This is a genomic window from Paucibacter sp. XJ19-41, from assembly GCF_028462495.1.
Classification (GTDB): Bacteria; Pseudomonadota; Gammaproteobacteria; order Burkholderiales; family Burkholderiaceae_C; genus Roseateles_E.
In genome coordinates this window covers 1-13,747 of the sequence record NZ_JAQOWX010000134.1, presented here as the reverse complement: position 1 = coordinate 13,747, position 13,747 = coordinate 1, and the positions used below count along the sequence as shown (strand labels likewise).

12 protein-coding genes and 1 pseudogene are annotated in these 13,747 nt (G+C 68.3%); 2 read left to right on the top strand and 11 right to left on the bottom strand.

All coding sequences use genetic code 11. The features are described from left to right. Window positions 1–1,512 (top strand): GAF domain-containing sensor histidine kinase (locus PO768_RS24495; protein WP_272648124.1); only part of this gene is annotated, 1,512 nt, incomplete at its 5' end. Here the strand turns inward: PO768_RS24495 and PO768_RS24490 are convergent. From PO768_RS24490 to PO768_RS24450, 9 genes and pseudogenes are all read right to left on the bottom strand, one after another. Continuing rightward, on the bottom strand, window positions 1,509–3,905 hold the full coding sequence (locus PO768_RS24490) for a putative bifunctional diguanylate cyclase/phosphodiesterase (protein ID WP_272648123.1): 2,397 nt from the start codon (window positions 3,903–3,905) through the stop codon (window positions 1,509–1,511). The genes PO768_RS24495 and PO768_RS24490 overlap by 4 nt on opposite strands. Beyond that, window positions 3,902–4,501, bottom strand: coding sequence for a methylamine utilization protein (locus PO768_RS24485; RefSeq protein ID WP_272648122.1), 600 nt, complete (start codon window positions 4,499–4,501; stop codon window positions 3,902–3,904). Before PO768_RS24485 ends, PO768_RS24490 begins: the two co-directional genes overlap by 4 nt. 101 nt (window positions 4,502–4,602) lie before the next feature. Further along, window positions 4,603–5,676 (bottom strand): DNA polymerase III subunit delta, encoded by a 1,074-nt coding sequence (gene holA, locus PO768_RS24480; protein ID WP_137942671.1) that lies wholly within the window; start codon window positions 5,674–5,676, stop codon window positions 4,603–4,605. 150 nt (window positions 5,677–5,826) lie between these two features. Then, window positions 5,827–6,252, bottom strand: a pseudogene (locus tag PO768_RS24475) (LPS-assembly lipoprotein LptE); the annotation flags it as partial. A gap of 35 nt (window positions 6,253–6,287) precedes the next feature. Continuing rightward, complete coding sequence (leuS, locus tag PO768_RS24470) at window positions 6,288–8,987, bottom strand: leucine--tRNA ligase (protein ID WP_272648121.1); 2,700 nt, start codon at window positions 8,985–8,987, stop codon at window positions 6,288–6,290. A 57-nt stretch (window positions 8,988–9,044) separates the two neighbouring features. Continuing rightward, on the bottom strand, window positions 9,045–9,458 hold the full coding sequence (locus tag PO768_RS24465) for an ExbD/TolR family protein (RefSeq protein WP_272648120.1): 414 nt from the start codon (window positions 9,456–9,458) through the stop codon (window positions 9,045–9,047). A gap of 11 nt (window positions 9,459–9,469) precedes the next feature. Further along, window positions 9,470–10,120 carry a MotA/TolQ/ExbB proton channel family protein gene (locus tag PO768_RS24460; protein ID WP_137942675.1) on the bottom strand — a complete coding sequence of 217 codons (651 nt, stop codon included), beginning with the start codon at window positions 10,118–10,120 and terminating at the stop codon, window positions 9,470–9,472. 12 nt (window positions 10,121–10,132) lie between these two features. Next, the gene (gene dapB, locus PO768_RS24455) at window positions 10,133–10,939 is read right to left on the bottom strand and encodes a 4-hydroxy-tetrahydrodipicolinate reductase (protein WP_272648119.1); all 807 of its coding nucleotides are present in this window, start codon (window positions 10,937–10,939) and stop codon (window positions 10,133–10,135) included. Further along, on the bottom strand, window positions 10,936–11,499 hold the full coding sequence (locus PO768_RS24450; protein WP_272648118.1) for an outer membrane protein assembly factor BamE: 564 nt from the start codon (window positions 11,497–11,499) through the stop codon (window positions 10,936–10,938). Before PO768_RS24450 ends, dapB begins: the two co-directional genes overlap by 4 nt. A gap of 94 nt (window positions 11,500–11,593) precedes the next feature. On the opposite strand from PO768_RS24450, the gene fur reads away from it, so the two are divergent. After that, window positions 11,594–12,022, top strand: a complete 429-nt coding sequence (fur, locus tag PO768_RS24445) for a ferric iron uptake transcriptional regulator (RefSeq protein ID WP_272648117.1) — start codon at window positions 11,594–11,596, stop codon at window positions 12,020–12,022. 12 nt (window positions 12,023–12,034) lie between these two features. Here the strand turns inward: fur and hprK are convergent, their stop codons facing one another. Continuing rightward, window positions 12,035–12,994, bottom strand: a complete 960-nt coding sequence (gene hprK / locus PO768_RS24440) for an HPr(Ser) kinase/phosphatase (protein WP_272648116.1) — start codon at window positions 12,992–12,994, stop codon at window positions 12,035–12,037. A 15-nt stretch (window positions 12,995–13,009) separates the two neighbouring features. Beyond that, window positions 13,010–13,480: a PTS sugar transporter subunit IIA gene (locus tag PO768_RS24435; RefSeq protein WP_137942680.1), complete on the bottom strand. Its 471-nt coding sequence runs from the start codon at window positions 13,478–13,480 to the stop codon at window positions 13,010–13,012. Window positions 13,481–13,747 lie beyond the last annotated feature (267 nt).

Below are 13,747 nucleotides of genomic sequence, written 5' to 3'. Positions count from 1 at the left end.
CTGGCCGGTTATGCGACGCCGCCCGAGCTGCTGGACGGCGCCTCCCAGGCCTTCGCGGCGGCCGGCCGCTTCGAGGCGGCCTTTGGCTGCGCGCACCGTGCCAGCCAGGCCCGGCTGCGCCGCTATGGCGAGGAGGCCGGCCAGCGCTCGCGCGCGATGCATGCGCACCACCAGATCGAGCGGGCCCGTGCCGAGAGCGAGCATCTGCGCCGCCTGGCCGCGTCGGAGGCGGCGCGCTTTGCCGACCTGCAGGGTGCCCACCAGGTGCTGCAGCATCTGGGTGAGATCGGCCAGGAGATCACTGCCGAGCTGCAGACCGAGCGCGTCATCGAGGTGCTGGAGCGGCGCGTCCATGCCTTGCTCGATGCGCCCAGCCTGGCCGTCTATCTGCTCGACGAGGCCGGCGAGCAGCTGCAATGCGCTTATGGCCGCGAGGACGGCGAGCGCTTTGCCGACGCGCCGATCCCGCTGGCCGACCCGCAGTCCTTTTGCGCGCTGTGCGTGCGCGAGGGCCGCGAGCTGCTGCTTGACGGGGCCGAGGCGGCGCCGGCCCAGATCGAGGGCACCAGCCAGATGCAGAGCCTGCTGTTCGTGCCGCTGCGCGTGGCCGAGCGCATCACCGGCGTGATCACCGTGCAGTCGCCGCGCCGCCAGGCCTATGGCGAGCGCGAGCAACTGGTGCTGCGCAGCCTCAGTGCCTATGCGGCGATTGCGCTGGACAATGCGCGCGCCTATCTGCGCCTGTCCGAGCTGCAGCGCCAGGTGATGGCGCAGGAGAAGCTGGCGGCGCTGGGCGCGCTGGTGGCCGGCGTCGCCCATGAGCTGAACACGCCGATAGGCAACAGCCTGCTGACCGCCTCGACCCTGCTGGAGCACACCCAGACCCTGGCGCAGCGCCTGCAGCAGGGCCAGCTGCGGCGCAGCGAGCTCGAGAGCTACACCCGCAGCTCGCAGGAGGGCCTGCAGGTGATCGAGCGCAGCATGCAGGGGGCGGCCCAGCTGGTCGACAACTTCAAGCAGGTGGCCCAGGACCGCGACACCCAGCAGCGCCGCCGCTTCGCGTTCTCCCTGCTGTGCGAGCAGGCCCTGCATGCGCTGGCGCCGCAGATCGCGCGTGCCGGCCACCGGCTGGCGCTGCAGCTCGACGCCGATCTGCAGCTCGACAGCTATCCCGGGCCGCTGGGCCAGGCGCTGGAGGTGCTGGTCGGCAATGCCTTGCTGCATGGCCTGCAGCCCGAGCAGCCGGGCGAGATCGTGCTGCGGGCCCAGGCGCTGAGCGGCGGCCGCTGCCGCATCGAGGTGGCCGACAACGGCCGCGGCATGAGCGAGGCGGTGCTGCTGCGCGTTTTCGAGCCCTTTTTCTCGACCCGCTTCGGCCAGGGCGGCAGCGGCCTGGGCCTGAGCATCTGCCACCACATCGTGCATGGCCTGCTGGGCGGGCGGCTCAGCGTGGTCAGCGCACCGGGGCAGGGCAGCCGCTTCATCATCGAGCTGCCGCTGGTGGCGCCCTAGTTCAGCCCGGCCATCACCGTGTCCAGTGACTCGTGGCTGAGGTCGGGCGGCTGCCAGGTTGGCAGCCAGTCCATGAACTGCGAGGCCGGCACCGGGCGGCCGATGAAATAGCCCTGGCCCTCGTCGCAGCCCAGCTCGGCCAAGAGTTTCCAGGCCTTGCCGGTCTCGACGCCCTCGGCCACCACGCTCAGGCCCAGGTTATGGGCCAGCTCGATGGTGGAGCGCACGATCTTGGCGTCATCGAGGTCGCGCTCCATCGCCATCACGAAGCTGCTGTCAATCTTCAGCTCGTTGACCGGCAGGCGCTTCAGATAGGCCAGCGAGGAGTAGCCGGTGCCGAAGTCGTCGATCGAGAGCTTGAATCCCAACTCGGACAGGCGCTCCAGCGTCGTCAGCGCGCGCTGCGGGTCGTCCATGATGGCGCTCTCGGTGATCTCCAGGCACAGATCGGCCGGCGCCGCACCATGGCGTGCCAGCAGGCTCATGATCTTGGCCGGCAGCTCCTGGTCCATCAGGTCGCGGGTCGACAGATTGACGCTGATGCGCACCGCCATGCCGCGCCGGCGCGCCTCCTGGGTCAGGCGGGCCGACTCCTCGATGACCCAGGCGGTCAGCGCACGGATGAAGCCGGTCTGCTCGGCAAAGGGGATGAACTGCATCGGCGGCACCAGGCCGCGCACCGGATGCTGCCAGCGCACCAGGGCCTCGGCGCTGACGATGGTGCCGTCGCGCAGATCGACCTTGGGCTGCAGATACAGGCGCAGTTCCTGGCCCTCGATGGCGCGGCGCAGCTCGCCCAGCAGCGACAGCGATTCCTGGCTGCCGGCGTCCAGCGCCGCCTCGTAGACCATGCTGCCATGCTGGCGCCGCTTGGCCGCATACATGGCCAGCTCGGCGCGCGCCAGCAGCTGGCTGACCTCGCGGCCGTGCTCGGGCGCCAGCGCGATGCCGATGCCGGCACCGAGGTCGACGGTCTGGTCATCGATATGCAGCGGCGCCTCGAAATCGGCCTGGATGCGGGCCGCGGCGGCCAGCGCGGCGGCCTGGTCGGCACCGTCCAGCAGCAGCACGAACTCGTCGCCGCCCAGGCGCGCCAGCAGCGCGCCGCTGTCCCGATGCAGGGCCTGCAGCCGCTGTGCGACGCTGCACAGCAGGCGGTCGCCGAAGGCATGGCCCAGCACATCGTTGACATGCTTGAAGCGGTCTAAGTCCAGCATCAGCACGGCGCGGGGGCTGTTGTCGCGGGCCAGGCGTGTGGCCAGCTGCTGGCTGAACTGCTCGCGGTTGGGCAGGCCGGTCAGCGGGTCCCAGAAGGCCAGACGGTGCACCTGTTCGTCGCGGCTGCGCACGCCCTGGCGCATCGCCTCGAAGGCATCGGCCAGATCGCCGACCTCGTCGCTGCTGTGGCGCCGCACCGGCGTCTCGTAGTCGCCACGGCCCAGGCGCTCGGCCGAGTCCGACAGGGTCTTGATCGGCCCGCTGATGCGCCGCGCCGTCAGCACCGCGCCGAGCGCGAAGACGCCGACGCCGATCAAGGTCAGCGCCAGCAGGGTCAGCTGCAGCTGCCGGTAGGGAGCGATGGCTTCATCGAAGGAGCGCAGCAGCACGACGGCCAGGGCCTGCTGCGGCTCCAGCAGCGGCGCGAAACGGCCGCGCCACTGCTCCCCGTCGACCTCGGCCGCGAACAGCTCGCCGGCCACCGGGATCTGCCCGGCCAGGCTGCGGGCCGCCTCGCTGTCGAAATTGCTGACCAGCGGTCGCCAGGCGGTGCCGGTCTTGATGACGACCACCGCCCGCAGATCGGACAGGCTTTTGAGGTCCTGCAGCGCGGCGGCGTCGAGCGCGAAGCCCATCAGCACCCAGCCCACCGGGGCCGGCGTGCGCACCTGGGCCACCACCACCTGATAGGCCTGGCCGTCCAGCAGGGCCAGCTGCATAGCATCGCCCGCCGCGGGCTTGTTGACCCTGGCCTGCAGCAGGCCGAGAAAACGGCCGGCGTCCTCGCGGGTGGCGGCCACCAGCTTCAGCTCGTTGTCGGCATAGACGACCACGCTGGCGCCGATGCGCTCGCCCTGGTTGCTGAGTGCGTCGCGTATGGTCTCGACCGTGCCGGCCTCGGCCAGCGGCAGGCCGATGGCTTCCTTGAAACCATAGTCCTTGGCCAGCAGCTCGGCCGCATCGCCGCGCCGCACCGCCTCCTGGGCCAGCAGCCGGCGCAGCACCCGCTCGCCGGTCTTCAGCTCGGCGGCGATGGCGCCATTGGCATTGCGCTCGATGCTGCTGCGTATCACCGCAAAGCTGGCCAGCTGCACCACCAGCAGCAGGGCCAGGAAGAGCGCGACGATGCGGCCCTCGAGCCGGCGCAGGTTCAGGAAAGCCGGCAGCGTGCTCATTCGAGGCTCAGGCTGACCTGGCTCTGGCCGCCTGGCGCCGCCACGCTGATGCGCTGGCCCAGCAGCACCGGCCTGCCGACGCGCGGATGCCAGACCTTCAGATTGTGTTCACCGGCCGGCAGGTCCAGCTTCAGCAGGCCCTGGGCATCGGTCTTGGCGAACAGCGGCGTGTCGACCACGACGATATGGGCGCTCATCTTGTCGTGGATATTGCAGCCCAGGGTTGCGATGCCGGGCTTGTCGAACAGCACCGGCTCGGCCGGCGTGCCCGAGTAGAGCTTGATGTCAAAGGTCTTGACCGGCGAGAAGGAGTAGACATGGTGGCGCACCGTGTCGAAATTCGGAAAGTTCACCGCCGTGCCGGTCTGCACCACCAGCACATGGGGCTGGAACTGGCGCTCGCGCTGGGCCATCTCGGCCTTGGCACCGGGTGCGGCGCGGCTGGTCTGGGCGCGCAGCTCGACCGCCACCACCGCATCGGCCAGCGGCTCGCCGGCCGTGCTCCGGACCAGCACGGTCCAGGGCAGGGCCAGCGCGGGGCCGGCGATCAAGGAGGTGAGCAGCAGAGCGGACGGGAGGGCGCGTGGAGGCTTCATGGCGAGGGGAAAACACCTTGACACACTCTATCCGCTTCGCCCGGTCGGCGTCAGCGCTGCGGCCGCAAAACCGTGTATATGCCGCCGCAGCGCCGGCTACATCAGGGTCGCAGCGCCAGCTTGGGCGCGCGCGGCGCCGCCGCCACCTCGACCAGCATCAGCGCCAGGCGCTGCAAGGCGGCCCAGGGGTCCAGCGGCCAGCCCGGGTGGCGCAGGCCCTTGACGATGCCGTCGCAGACCTGCGCGGCCTCGACCAAGGGGGCCAGGCTGTGCGGCTTGATGCCGGGCACGATGCGCTCGAACAGGCGCTCCTTCGGGCCCCAGACCCGGGCCTCGCGCAGCGCCATCGGCAGCGGCTTGCCGGCGTCGACCGCCTCGCGCACGCGCTTGAGCGCGCGGATGTCCTCGGCCAGCGCCCAGTGCACCAGCACGGCCGCTTCGCCCTCGGCCTGCAGCCCGTCCAGCATGCGCAGCACCCGGCCCAGCTGGCCGCCCAGCACCGCCTCGCTGAGCTTGAAGACGTCGTAGCGGGCCACGTTCAGCACGGCCGCCTCGATCTGCTCGAAGCTCAGCTCGCCCCTGGGATGCAGCAGCGCGAGCTTTTGCAGCTCCTGGTGGGCGGCCAGCAGATTGCCCTCGACGCGGTCGGCAAAGAAGGACAGCGTGCGCTGGCCCTCCTCGCCGTCCTGCACCGGCTGGCCCTGGGCGGCTAGGCGCTGCGCGATCCATTGCGGCAGCGCGCGGCGCTCGACCGGGTCGACCCGCACCGTGATGCCGGCGCCGTCCAGCGCACCGAACCAGGCGCCGTTCATCTGGGTCTTGTCCAGCCGCGGCAGGCTGACCAGGGTCACGACATCCTCGGGCAGGCGCTCGCAATAGCGCTGCAAGGCCTCGGAGCCGTCCTTGCCGGGCTTGCCCGAGGGGATGCGGATCTCGATGAACTGGCGCTCGGCAAACAGGCTCAGCGCCTGGGCCGCGCCCAGCACCGGGCCCCAGTCGAAATAGGCGCCGGCCACGGTGAAGACCTTGCGTTCGCCATAGCCCTGCGCGCGCGCGGCGGCGCGGATCGCGTCGCAGGCCTCCTGGGCCAGCAGCGGCTCGTCACCGAACACGGTGTAGATGGGCCTCAGGCCCTTGGCGAGCTGCGGGGCGAGGGCGTCGGCGCGGATCTGCATGTCGCTGTGATTCAGCCGGGCAGGCGGATGGCGGCCAGCCGGCGCATCACCTGGGCCACCGCATCGGACTGCATCGAGCGGTACAGCCAGGCCTCTTCCTGCTCCTTGCCCAGCGCGGCGGTCTCGGTGTAGTTCNGCCAGCCGGCGCATCACCTGGGCCACCGCATCGGACTGCATCGAGCGGTACAGCCAGGCCTCTTCCTGCTCCTTGCCCAGCGCGGCGGTCTCGGTGTAGTTCATCTCGCGGCTCAGGCGCATCTCGGTCAGCGGCTGCAGGATCTCGCCGGCCGGCGTGCGCAGCACATAGTCGAGCTGCAGCTGCAGCTGCCACTCGCGCACCTGGCCGGCGCTGGTCGAGACGACGACCGTGCGGTCGCGCGTATCGCGCTGCGCCTCCAGCACCACCTCGGCGCGGTTGAAGTCGGCCAGCAGCGTGACCTTGGTGCGGCCCAGCTGGCGCCGCAGCTCGGCGGCCAGGGCCGAGTCGGGCGCGAAGCCCTTCAGGCCCAGGGTGCGGAACTGCAGCTCGGGTTCGCGGCGCGGCGCGAAGCCGCAGCCGAGCACCGAAGCGGACATCAAACCGAGCAGGGCGGTGCGGCGCAGCATGGTCTTCAGACCACCACGTTGACGAGGCGGCCGGGCACGATGATGACTTTCTTGGCCGGCTTGCCCTCGCTGAACTTGATGCACTCCTCGTTGGCCAGCGCGGCCGCCTCGATCGCGGCCTTGTCGGCGCCGGCCGCCACCTTGACGCTGCCGCGCAGCTTGCCGTTGACCTGCAGCATCAGCTCGATCTCGTCCTGCACCAGGGCGGCCTCGTCGACCACCGGCCAGGCCGTGTCGAGCAGATCACCCAGCTCGGCGGCAAAGCCGAGATCGACCCACAGCGCATGCGCGATATGCGGGCAGGCCGGGTAGAGCACGCGCAAGAGCACCGAGAAGCCTTCGCGCACGGCGGCGTCCTGGCCCTGGGACTTGAAGCCTTCCAGCGCGTTCAGCAGCTTCATCGCGCCGGAGACGACGGTGTTGTACTGCATGCGCTCGTAGTCGTACGAGACCTGCTTGAGCGCCAGATGCACCTCGCGGCGCAACGCCTTGCCGTCGCCGTTCAGTGCCGCGAAGTCGCGACCGCCGGCCTTGATGGCCTCGGCATTCTTGGCGCCGAAGCCCCAGACCCGCTTCAGGAAGCGGTGCGCGCCCTCGACGCCGGCATCGTTCCACTCCAGCGTCTGCTCGGGCGGCGAGGCGAACATCACGAACAGCCGGGCCGTGTCGGCGCCGTACTGGTCGATCAGCTGCTGCGGGTCGACGCCGTTGTTCTTGGACTTCGACATGGTCGTCATCTCGTAGTCCAGCGGGGTGCCGTCGGCCTTCAGCGTGCCACCGACGATCTGGCCGTGCTCGTTGGTCTGCACGTCGACCTCGTGCTCCCAGTAGTAGTTCTTGCCGGCATCGGCGGGCTTGTGCGAGAACGCGCCCTTCAAGACCATGCCCTGGGTCAGCAGCTTGGTGAAGGGTTCGTCGATCTTGACCAGGCCCAGATCGCGCATCACCTTGGTCCAGAAGCGCGCGTACAGCAGGTGCAGGATCGCGTGCTCGATGCCGCCGATGTACTGATCCATCGGCATCCAGTAGTCGCTGCCCTGGCCGACCATGGCTTCGCTGTTCTGCGCATCGCAATAGCGCATGAAGTACCAGGACGAGTCGACGAAGGTGTCCATCGTGTCGGTCTCGCGCTGCGCCGGCTTGCCGCACTTCGGGCAGGCGCAGTTCAGGAAGTCGGCGCGCTTGTTCAGCGGATTGCCGCTGCCGTCCGGGATGCAGTCTTCCGGCAGCACGACCGGCAGATCCTTGGCGGGGACGGGCACCGCGCCGCAGTCCTCGCAGTGGATGATGGGGATGGGCGTGCCCCAGTAGCGCTGGCGGCTGATGCCCCAGTCGCGCAGACGCCAGGTGGTCTTCTTCTCACCCAGGCCGTTGAGCAACTCGGCGACGCGGTCTACGGCCTCTTTGTAACCCAGCCCGTTCAGATCGCCAGAGTCGTAGCAATAGCCATCTTTCGTTCCGTAGGACTCGTCCCATGCATCGAATGAGTACCAATCCTTGTCGACAACGATCGGTCGATCAGTTTTTACACCCGAAAGAGAGTTTCCAATCCCCATCGAAGCACGGAATCGGTTGCGCGGCGCCACTACAGGCTTTATCTCGAGACCGTATTTCTTAGCGAACTCGAAATCGCGCTCGTCATGCGCCGGCACGCCCATCACGGCGCCGTCGCCATAGCTCATCAGCACATAGTTGCCGATCCAGACCTCGACCTGGGCGCCGGTCAGCGGATGCGTGACGAACAGGCCGGTGGGCTTGCCCTTCTTCTCTTGCGTGGCGAGTTCGGCCTCGGTGCTGCCGCCGCTCTTGCATTCATGGATGAAGGCGGCCAGCTCGGCATTGCCGGCGGCCGCATGGGTGGCCAGCGGGTGCTCGGGCGCGACCGCACAAAACGTAACCCCCATGATGGTGTCGGCGCGGGTCGTGAACACATAGAGCCTGCCGTCCTGGATCAATGCGCCGTCGGCACCGCTGATCTGGTGCGGGAAAGCGAAACGCACGCCCTCGCTCTTGCCGATCCAGTTTTCCTGCATCAGGCGCACGCGCTCGGGCCATCCGTGCAGATAGCTCTTGTCCTCGGGATTGGCAACGGCCGACAGCAGCTCGTCGGAGTACTTGACGATGTTCAGGTAGTAGCCGGGGATCTCGCGCTTCTCGACCACGGCGCCGCTGCGCCAGCCCTTGCCGTCGACCACCTGCTCATTGGCCAGCACGGTCTGGTCGACCGGGTCCCAGTTGACGACCTGGGTGCGGCGCTCGGCGATGCCGGCCTCCAGCATCTTCAGGAACAGCCACTGGTTCCATTGGTAGTAATCGGGCTTGCAGGTGGCGATTTCGCGCGACCAGTCGATCGCCAGACCCATGGCCTGCATCTGGGACTTCATGTAGGCGATGTTGTCGTAGGTCCACTTCGCGGGCGGCACCTTGTTCTTCATCGCGGCGTTCTCGGCCGGCAGGCCGAAGGCGTCCCAGCCCATCGGCATCAGCACGTTGTAGCCCTTCATGCGCAGCGAACGGGTCAACATATCGTTGATCGTGTAGTTGCGCACATGGCCCATATGCAGCTTGCCGCTGGGGTAGGGCAGCATCGAGCAGGCGTAGAACTTGGGGCGGCTGTTGTCTTCGACGACGCGATAGGCGTCGCGGGCCTGCCAATGGCTGCGGGCGGCCTGTTCGACCTCGGACGGGGTGTACTTTTCGTTCATGATGGCAATCGGGCGCGGAAGCCGCGATTGTAGGAGGGCCGCCGGCCCCACCAACCGCTACTCGGTCTGCGTGACGAAGGCGATGCGGTTCAGCCCTGCCGCCTGGCACCAGCCGATCAGCTCGGCCACCTTGCCGTAGGGCGCGGTCTTGTCGGCGCGCAGCTGCACTTCCATCCCGGGGCTGTCCTTGGCCAGGGCCGCAATGCGTTGCTGGAACTGGGCCGGCGCCAGCTTCTCGTCGCCGAGATAGAGGCTGCCATCGGCCTGTAGCGCGACGCTGAGGAAGGCCGGTGCATCGCCCGGCGTGGCGGCCTCGCTCTGCGGCAGGTCCAGGCGCAGCGAGGAGGTCATCAGCGGCGCGCTGATCATGAAGATGATCAGCAGCACCAGCATCACATCGATCAGCGGCGTCATATTGATCTCGCCCATCGGCTTGGGCATGTCGCGGCGTTCCAGACGTCCGAAAGCCATGATGGTCTGCCTCAGTCGGCCGGCTGGTCGAGCAGCTCGCGCAGATCGTGGGCGAAGCCTTCGAGCTCGGCTTCGCAGTCGCCGACGAACTTGCCGTAGATGTTGTAGGCCAGCACCGCCGGAATCGCGACTGCCAGGCCGGCGGCGGTCATGATCAGCGCCTCGCCGACCGGGCCGGAGACCTTGTCGATCGACAGATTGCCCGAGGCCGAGATGCTCAGCAGCGCGTGGTAGATGCCCCAGACCGTGCCGAACAGGCCGACAAAGGGGGCGGTGGCGCCTATCGAGGCCAGCAGCACCTGACCGAATTGCAGCCGGGCCAGCACCTGGTGCAGCGCGTCGCGCAGACGCCGTGTCAGCTGCGACTCGCGCCGGCCGGCGGCCTCCAGCGTGCCGCCGTGGCTGGCAGCCGTCGCGGCGTCGAGCAGGGGCAGCAGCACCTGCTCGCGGTCAAAGTTCTGCAGCGCGAGCCGGCCTTCGTCGAGGCGGGCGGCGGCCCAGAAGGCCGGCACGGCGCGCGCCATGTCGCGGCGCGTGCGGCGCAGCAGCCAGCCCTTCCAGAGGATCACGATCCAGGCGCTGATCGACATCAGCAAGAGCAGCAGGGCCACGCTGCGCGAGACGCCGTCGGCCAGTTCCCAGAAATGCGCGAAACCGCCCATGGCTGCGGATGATCAGTGCTTCAGGCCCAGCACATCATCCATGCCGTACAGGCCCGGCCCGTTGGCGGCCAGGAAGCGCGCCGCGCGCAGGCTGCCCTGGGCATAGGTGACGCGGCTGCTGGACTTGTGCGTGACCTCGATGCGCTCGCCGATGCCGGCGAACAGCACCGTGTGGTCGCCAACGATGTCGCCGCCGCGCACGGTGGCGAAACCGATGGTGGAGGGATCGCGCTCGCCCGTCACGCCCTCACGGCCATAGACCGCGCAGTCCTTCAGGTCACGGCCGAGCGCGGCCGCCACCACCTCGCCCATCGCCAGCGCCGTGCCGCTGGGGGCATCGACCTTGTGGCGGTGGTGGGCCTCGATGATCTCGATGTCATAGCCCTCGTTGAGCGAGCGCGCGGCCAGGTCCAGCAGCTTCAGCACCACGTTGACCCCGACGCTCATATTCGGCGCCATCATGATGCCGATATGGCGGGCGTGCTCGCCGATCTCGGCCTTCTGCTCGGGGCTGAAACCGGTAGTGCCAATCACGGCCTTGATGCCCAGCTCGCGGCACAGGGCCAGATGGGCCATCGTGCCCTCGGGGCGGGTGAAGTCGATCAGCACATCGGCGCCCGCCAGACCCTGGCGCAGGTCGGCCGTGATCAGGGCGCCGCTGGCCTGGCCCAGCCAGGCGCTGGCGTCCTGGCCCAGGGCCGGGCTGTCGGCGCGGTCCAGCGCGCCGCTGAGCCGGCAATCGGGGGCGTTGACGACGGCCTCGATCAGCATGCGGCCCATGCGCCCGGAGGCGCCGGCAATCGCGATCTTCAGGCTCACGAGCGCGGCTCCAGCGGCGGGTAGCTGCGCACCGGGCCGACCGGCTCGATCGCGGTGGCCTCGGGCTTGGGCGGGATCGGCAGCGCCTTGCGCTCGTCCTCGGTCAGCGCCAGCTTGGGCACGGCCCGACCGGGCTTGAAGGTATTGATCGAGGCGATGAACTCGTTCTCGCCCGGCAGGTCCTCGGGCACATCCAGCGACTTCAGGCGGTCGCCGTCAAACCAGGCCACCAGATGGCGGGACTGGTTCGGCGCGCCCTGGCGACGAATCGAGAAGGCGTAGTCCCAGCGGTTGTCGTGAAAGATGTCGGTCAGCAGCGGCGAGCCCAGCAGATCGCGCACCTGGGCCCGGCTCATGCCCGGCTTGACCCGTGCCACCTGCTCCTTGGTCAGCACATTGCCCTGCACCACCTCGACGCGGTAGGGTGTCACCAGGCCCAGCACCTTGTCACCGGCCACCGAGGGGAGCACATCCAGCGAGGGCAGGGACGGCAGCTGGGCGCAGCCGGCCAGCAGGCTCAGCAGGGCGAGCGGAATGGCGTGACGAGAGATTGCTTGCATCTCTTTAAGGCCTGGGGGCGCTGGTCGCCCGGAGCTGGCTATGATTGGCGCATTCTAGCGGCAGGCCCATGGCGGGCTGGCCCACACCGAAGCGATGAACCGCACCGACGAGATCAAGAACAGCGGCCTGAAGGCGACGCTGCCCCGTATCAAGATTCTGGAGATCTTCCAGAAGACGGCGCAGCGCCATATGACGGCCGAAGATGTCTACAAGGCCTTGCTGACCGAGGGCGCCGATATCGGCCTGGCCACGGTCTACCGGGTGCTGACCCAGTTCGAGCAGGCCGGCCTGCTGTCGCGCAATCATTTCGAGTCTGGCAAGGCGGTGTTCGAGCTCAACGAAGGCCACCACCATGACCATCTGGTCTGCCTGACTTGCGGCCGGGTCGAGGAGTTCTTCGATCCCCAGATCGAGGAGCGCCAGCACGCGATCGCCAAGGATCGCGGCTTCGAGCTGCAAGAGCATTCGCTGGCGCTTTACGCCTCCTGCATCAAGAAGAACTGCCCGCACCACCGCAGCTGAGGCGCGGCTCGCTCAGTCGTCGCTCTGCCCGCCCTCGATGGCGCGCTGGTGGCGTTCGACGAACTCGCGATAGGTGTCGATGCCGCGCAGCTGCAAGATCGTGTTGCGCACCGCCGCCTCGACCAGCACGGCCAGATTGCGGCCGGCGTCCACCGCGATCACCACCTTGCGCACCGGCATGCCCAGCACCTCCTCGTACAGGGGCTCATAGGGCAGACGCTCGAAATCGCGCTCCATCGTTTCCTTGCGCACCAGGTGCACGATCAGCTTGAGCCGCATCTTGCGGCGCACTGCGGTCTCGCCAAAGATGGCCTTGATGTCCAGCAGGCCGATGCCGCGCACCTCCAGCAGATTCATCAGCAGCTCGGGGCAGCGGCCCTCGATCGCGGTCTGGGCGATGCGGAAGAAGTCCACCGCATCGTCGGCCACCAGGCCGTGGCCGCGCGAGATCAGCTCCAGCCCCAGCTCGCTCTTGCCCAGGCCCGATTCGCCGGTCAAGAGCACGCCCAGGCCGAGGATGTCCATGAAGACGCCGTGGCGGGTCGTGCGGTTGGCGCAGACATGGGCTAGATAGGCGCGCACCAGGTCGATCACATGGCCGGCCGATTCGGTGGTCACGAACAGCGGGATCTCGGCGCGGTCGCACATCGCGACCAGTCGGTCCGGTGGCGGCTGGTCGTCGGCCACGATGATGACCGGCGGCTCCAGCGTCACGATGCGGGCGATGCGGCGGTCCAGCACCTCGCCCGAGGCCTGGCTCAGATAGGCCACCTCACGGCGGCCGACGATCTGGACCCGGTAGGGATGGATGTAGTTCAGATAGCCGACCAGGTCGGCGGCGGACTGCGCGTCGCGCAGCGCGGCCTCGTCGAAGCGGCGTTCCGGGTGGGCGTGGCCGGCGATCCATTCCCAGCGCAGGGCCTCGCGGTGCTCTTCAAAGAGCCGGTCTGCGCTGATCGAGGTGGCTTTCACTAAGTCGGCGAATCGTCAGGCCACGGACTTCAGCGGTTCCCATTCCGAGATCAGGCGGTGCACCGCACTGGCCTCGGTCTCGGTCTTCAGGCGTTCGCGCAGTTCGCGGTCGGACAGCATCTCGGCGATCTCGGACAGGATTTCCAGATGCCGCTGCGTCGCCGCCTCGGGCACCAGCAAAAAGATCAAGAGGCTGACCGGTTCATCGTCTGGGGCGTCAAAGCCGATGGCCTGCTGCACACGCAGCACGGCGGCCAGCGGGTTCTTCAGACCCTTGATGCGGCCATGCGGGATGGCCACGCCATGGCCCAGACCGGTCGAGCCCAGGCGCTCGCGGGCGAACAGGTTGTCGGTGACCGAAGCTCGGGAGATCGCGTGATTGTTTTCAAACAGCAGGCCTGCCTGCTCAAAAACGCGCTTTTTGCTGGATGCGTCCACATTCACCAGCACATTGCTGGCCGGCAGGATAGCGGCGAGACGGTTCATCGTGTCACAGCGCCGATTACGGCTGATAGGCCTTGGGCGAGACGCTTGTTCGGTAGCTAGGGAGGGGATTATAGGAAGGCGCACAAGTCCTGTGGGCCCCGCAGTTCGGGGCGGGGTGCAGTATTGCGCGATTTTGCGGCGGCGCAGCAACAGCCTTGTGCGTATACCGAATCGGGCTCGCTGCGGCCACAAAAAAGCGGCCCGCACAGTCCGTGTCAATACTCTGACGCTAAGCTGAAGGCCTGAAGACAATGCCCTGCAACGCAA

Coding starts and splice junctions, on each gene's coding strand:
- PO768_RS24490 (WP_272648123.1), bottom strand. CDS start 3,905: ATGAGCACGCTGCCGGCTTTCCTGAACCTGCGCCGGCTCGAGGGCCGC.
- PO768_RS24485 (WP_272648122.1), bottom strand. CDS start 4,501: ATGAAGCCTCCACGCGCCCTCCCGTCCGCTCTGCTGCTCACCTCCTTG.
- holA (WP_137942671.1), bottom strand. CDS start 5,676: ATGCAGATCCGCGCCGACGCCCTCGCCCCGCAGCTCGCCAAGGGCCTG.
- leuS (WP_272648121.1), bottom strand. CDS start 8,987: ATGAACGAAAAGTACACCCCGTCCGAGGTCGAACAGGCCGCCCGCAGC.
- PO768_RS24465 (WP_272648120.1), bottom strand. CDS start 9,458: ATGGCTTTCGGACGTCTGGAACGCCGCGACATGCCCAAGCCGATGGGC.
- PO768_RS24460 (WP_137942675.1), bottom strand. CDS start 10,120: ATGGGCGGTTTCGCGCATTTCTGGGAACTGGCCGACGGCGTCTCGCGC.
- PO768_RS24450 (WP_272648118.1), bottom strand. CDS start 11,499: ATGCAAGCAATCTCTCGTCACGCCATTCCGCTCGCCCTGCTGAGCCTG.
- fur (WP_272648117.1), top strand. CDS start 11,594: ATGAACCGCACCGACGAGATCAAGAACAGCGGCCTGAAGGCGACGCTG.
- PO768_RS24435 (WP_137942680.1), bottom strand. CDS start 13,480: ATGAACCGTCTCGCCGCTATCCTGCCGGCCAGCAATGTGCTGGTGAAT.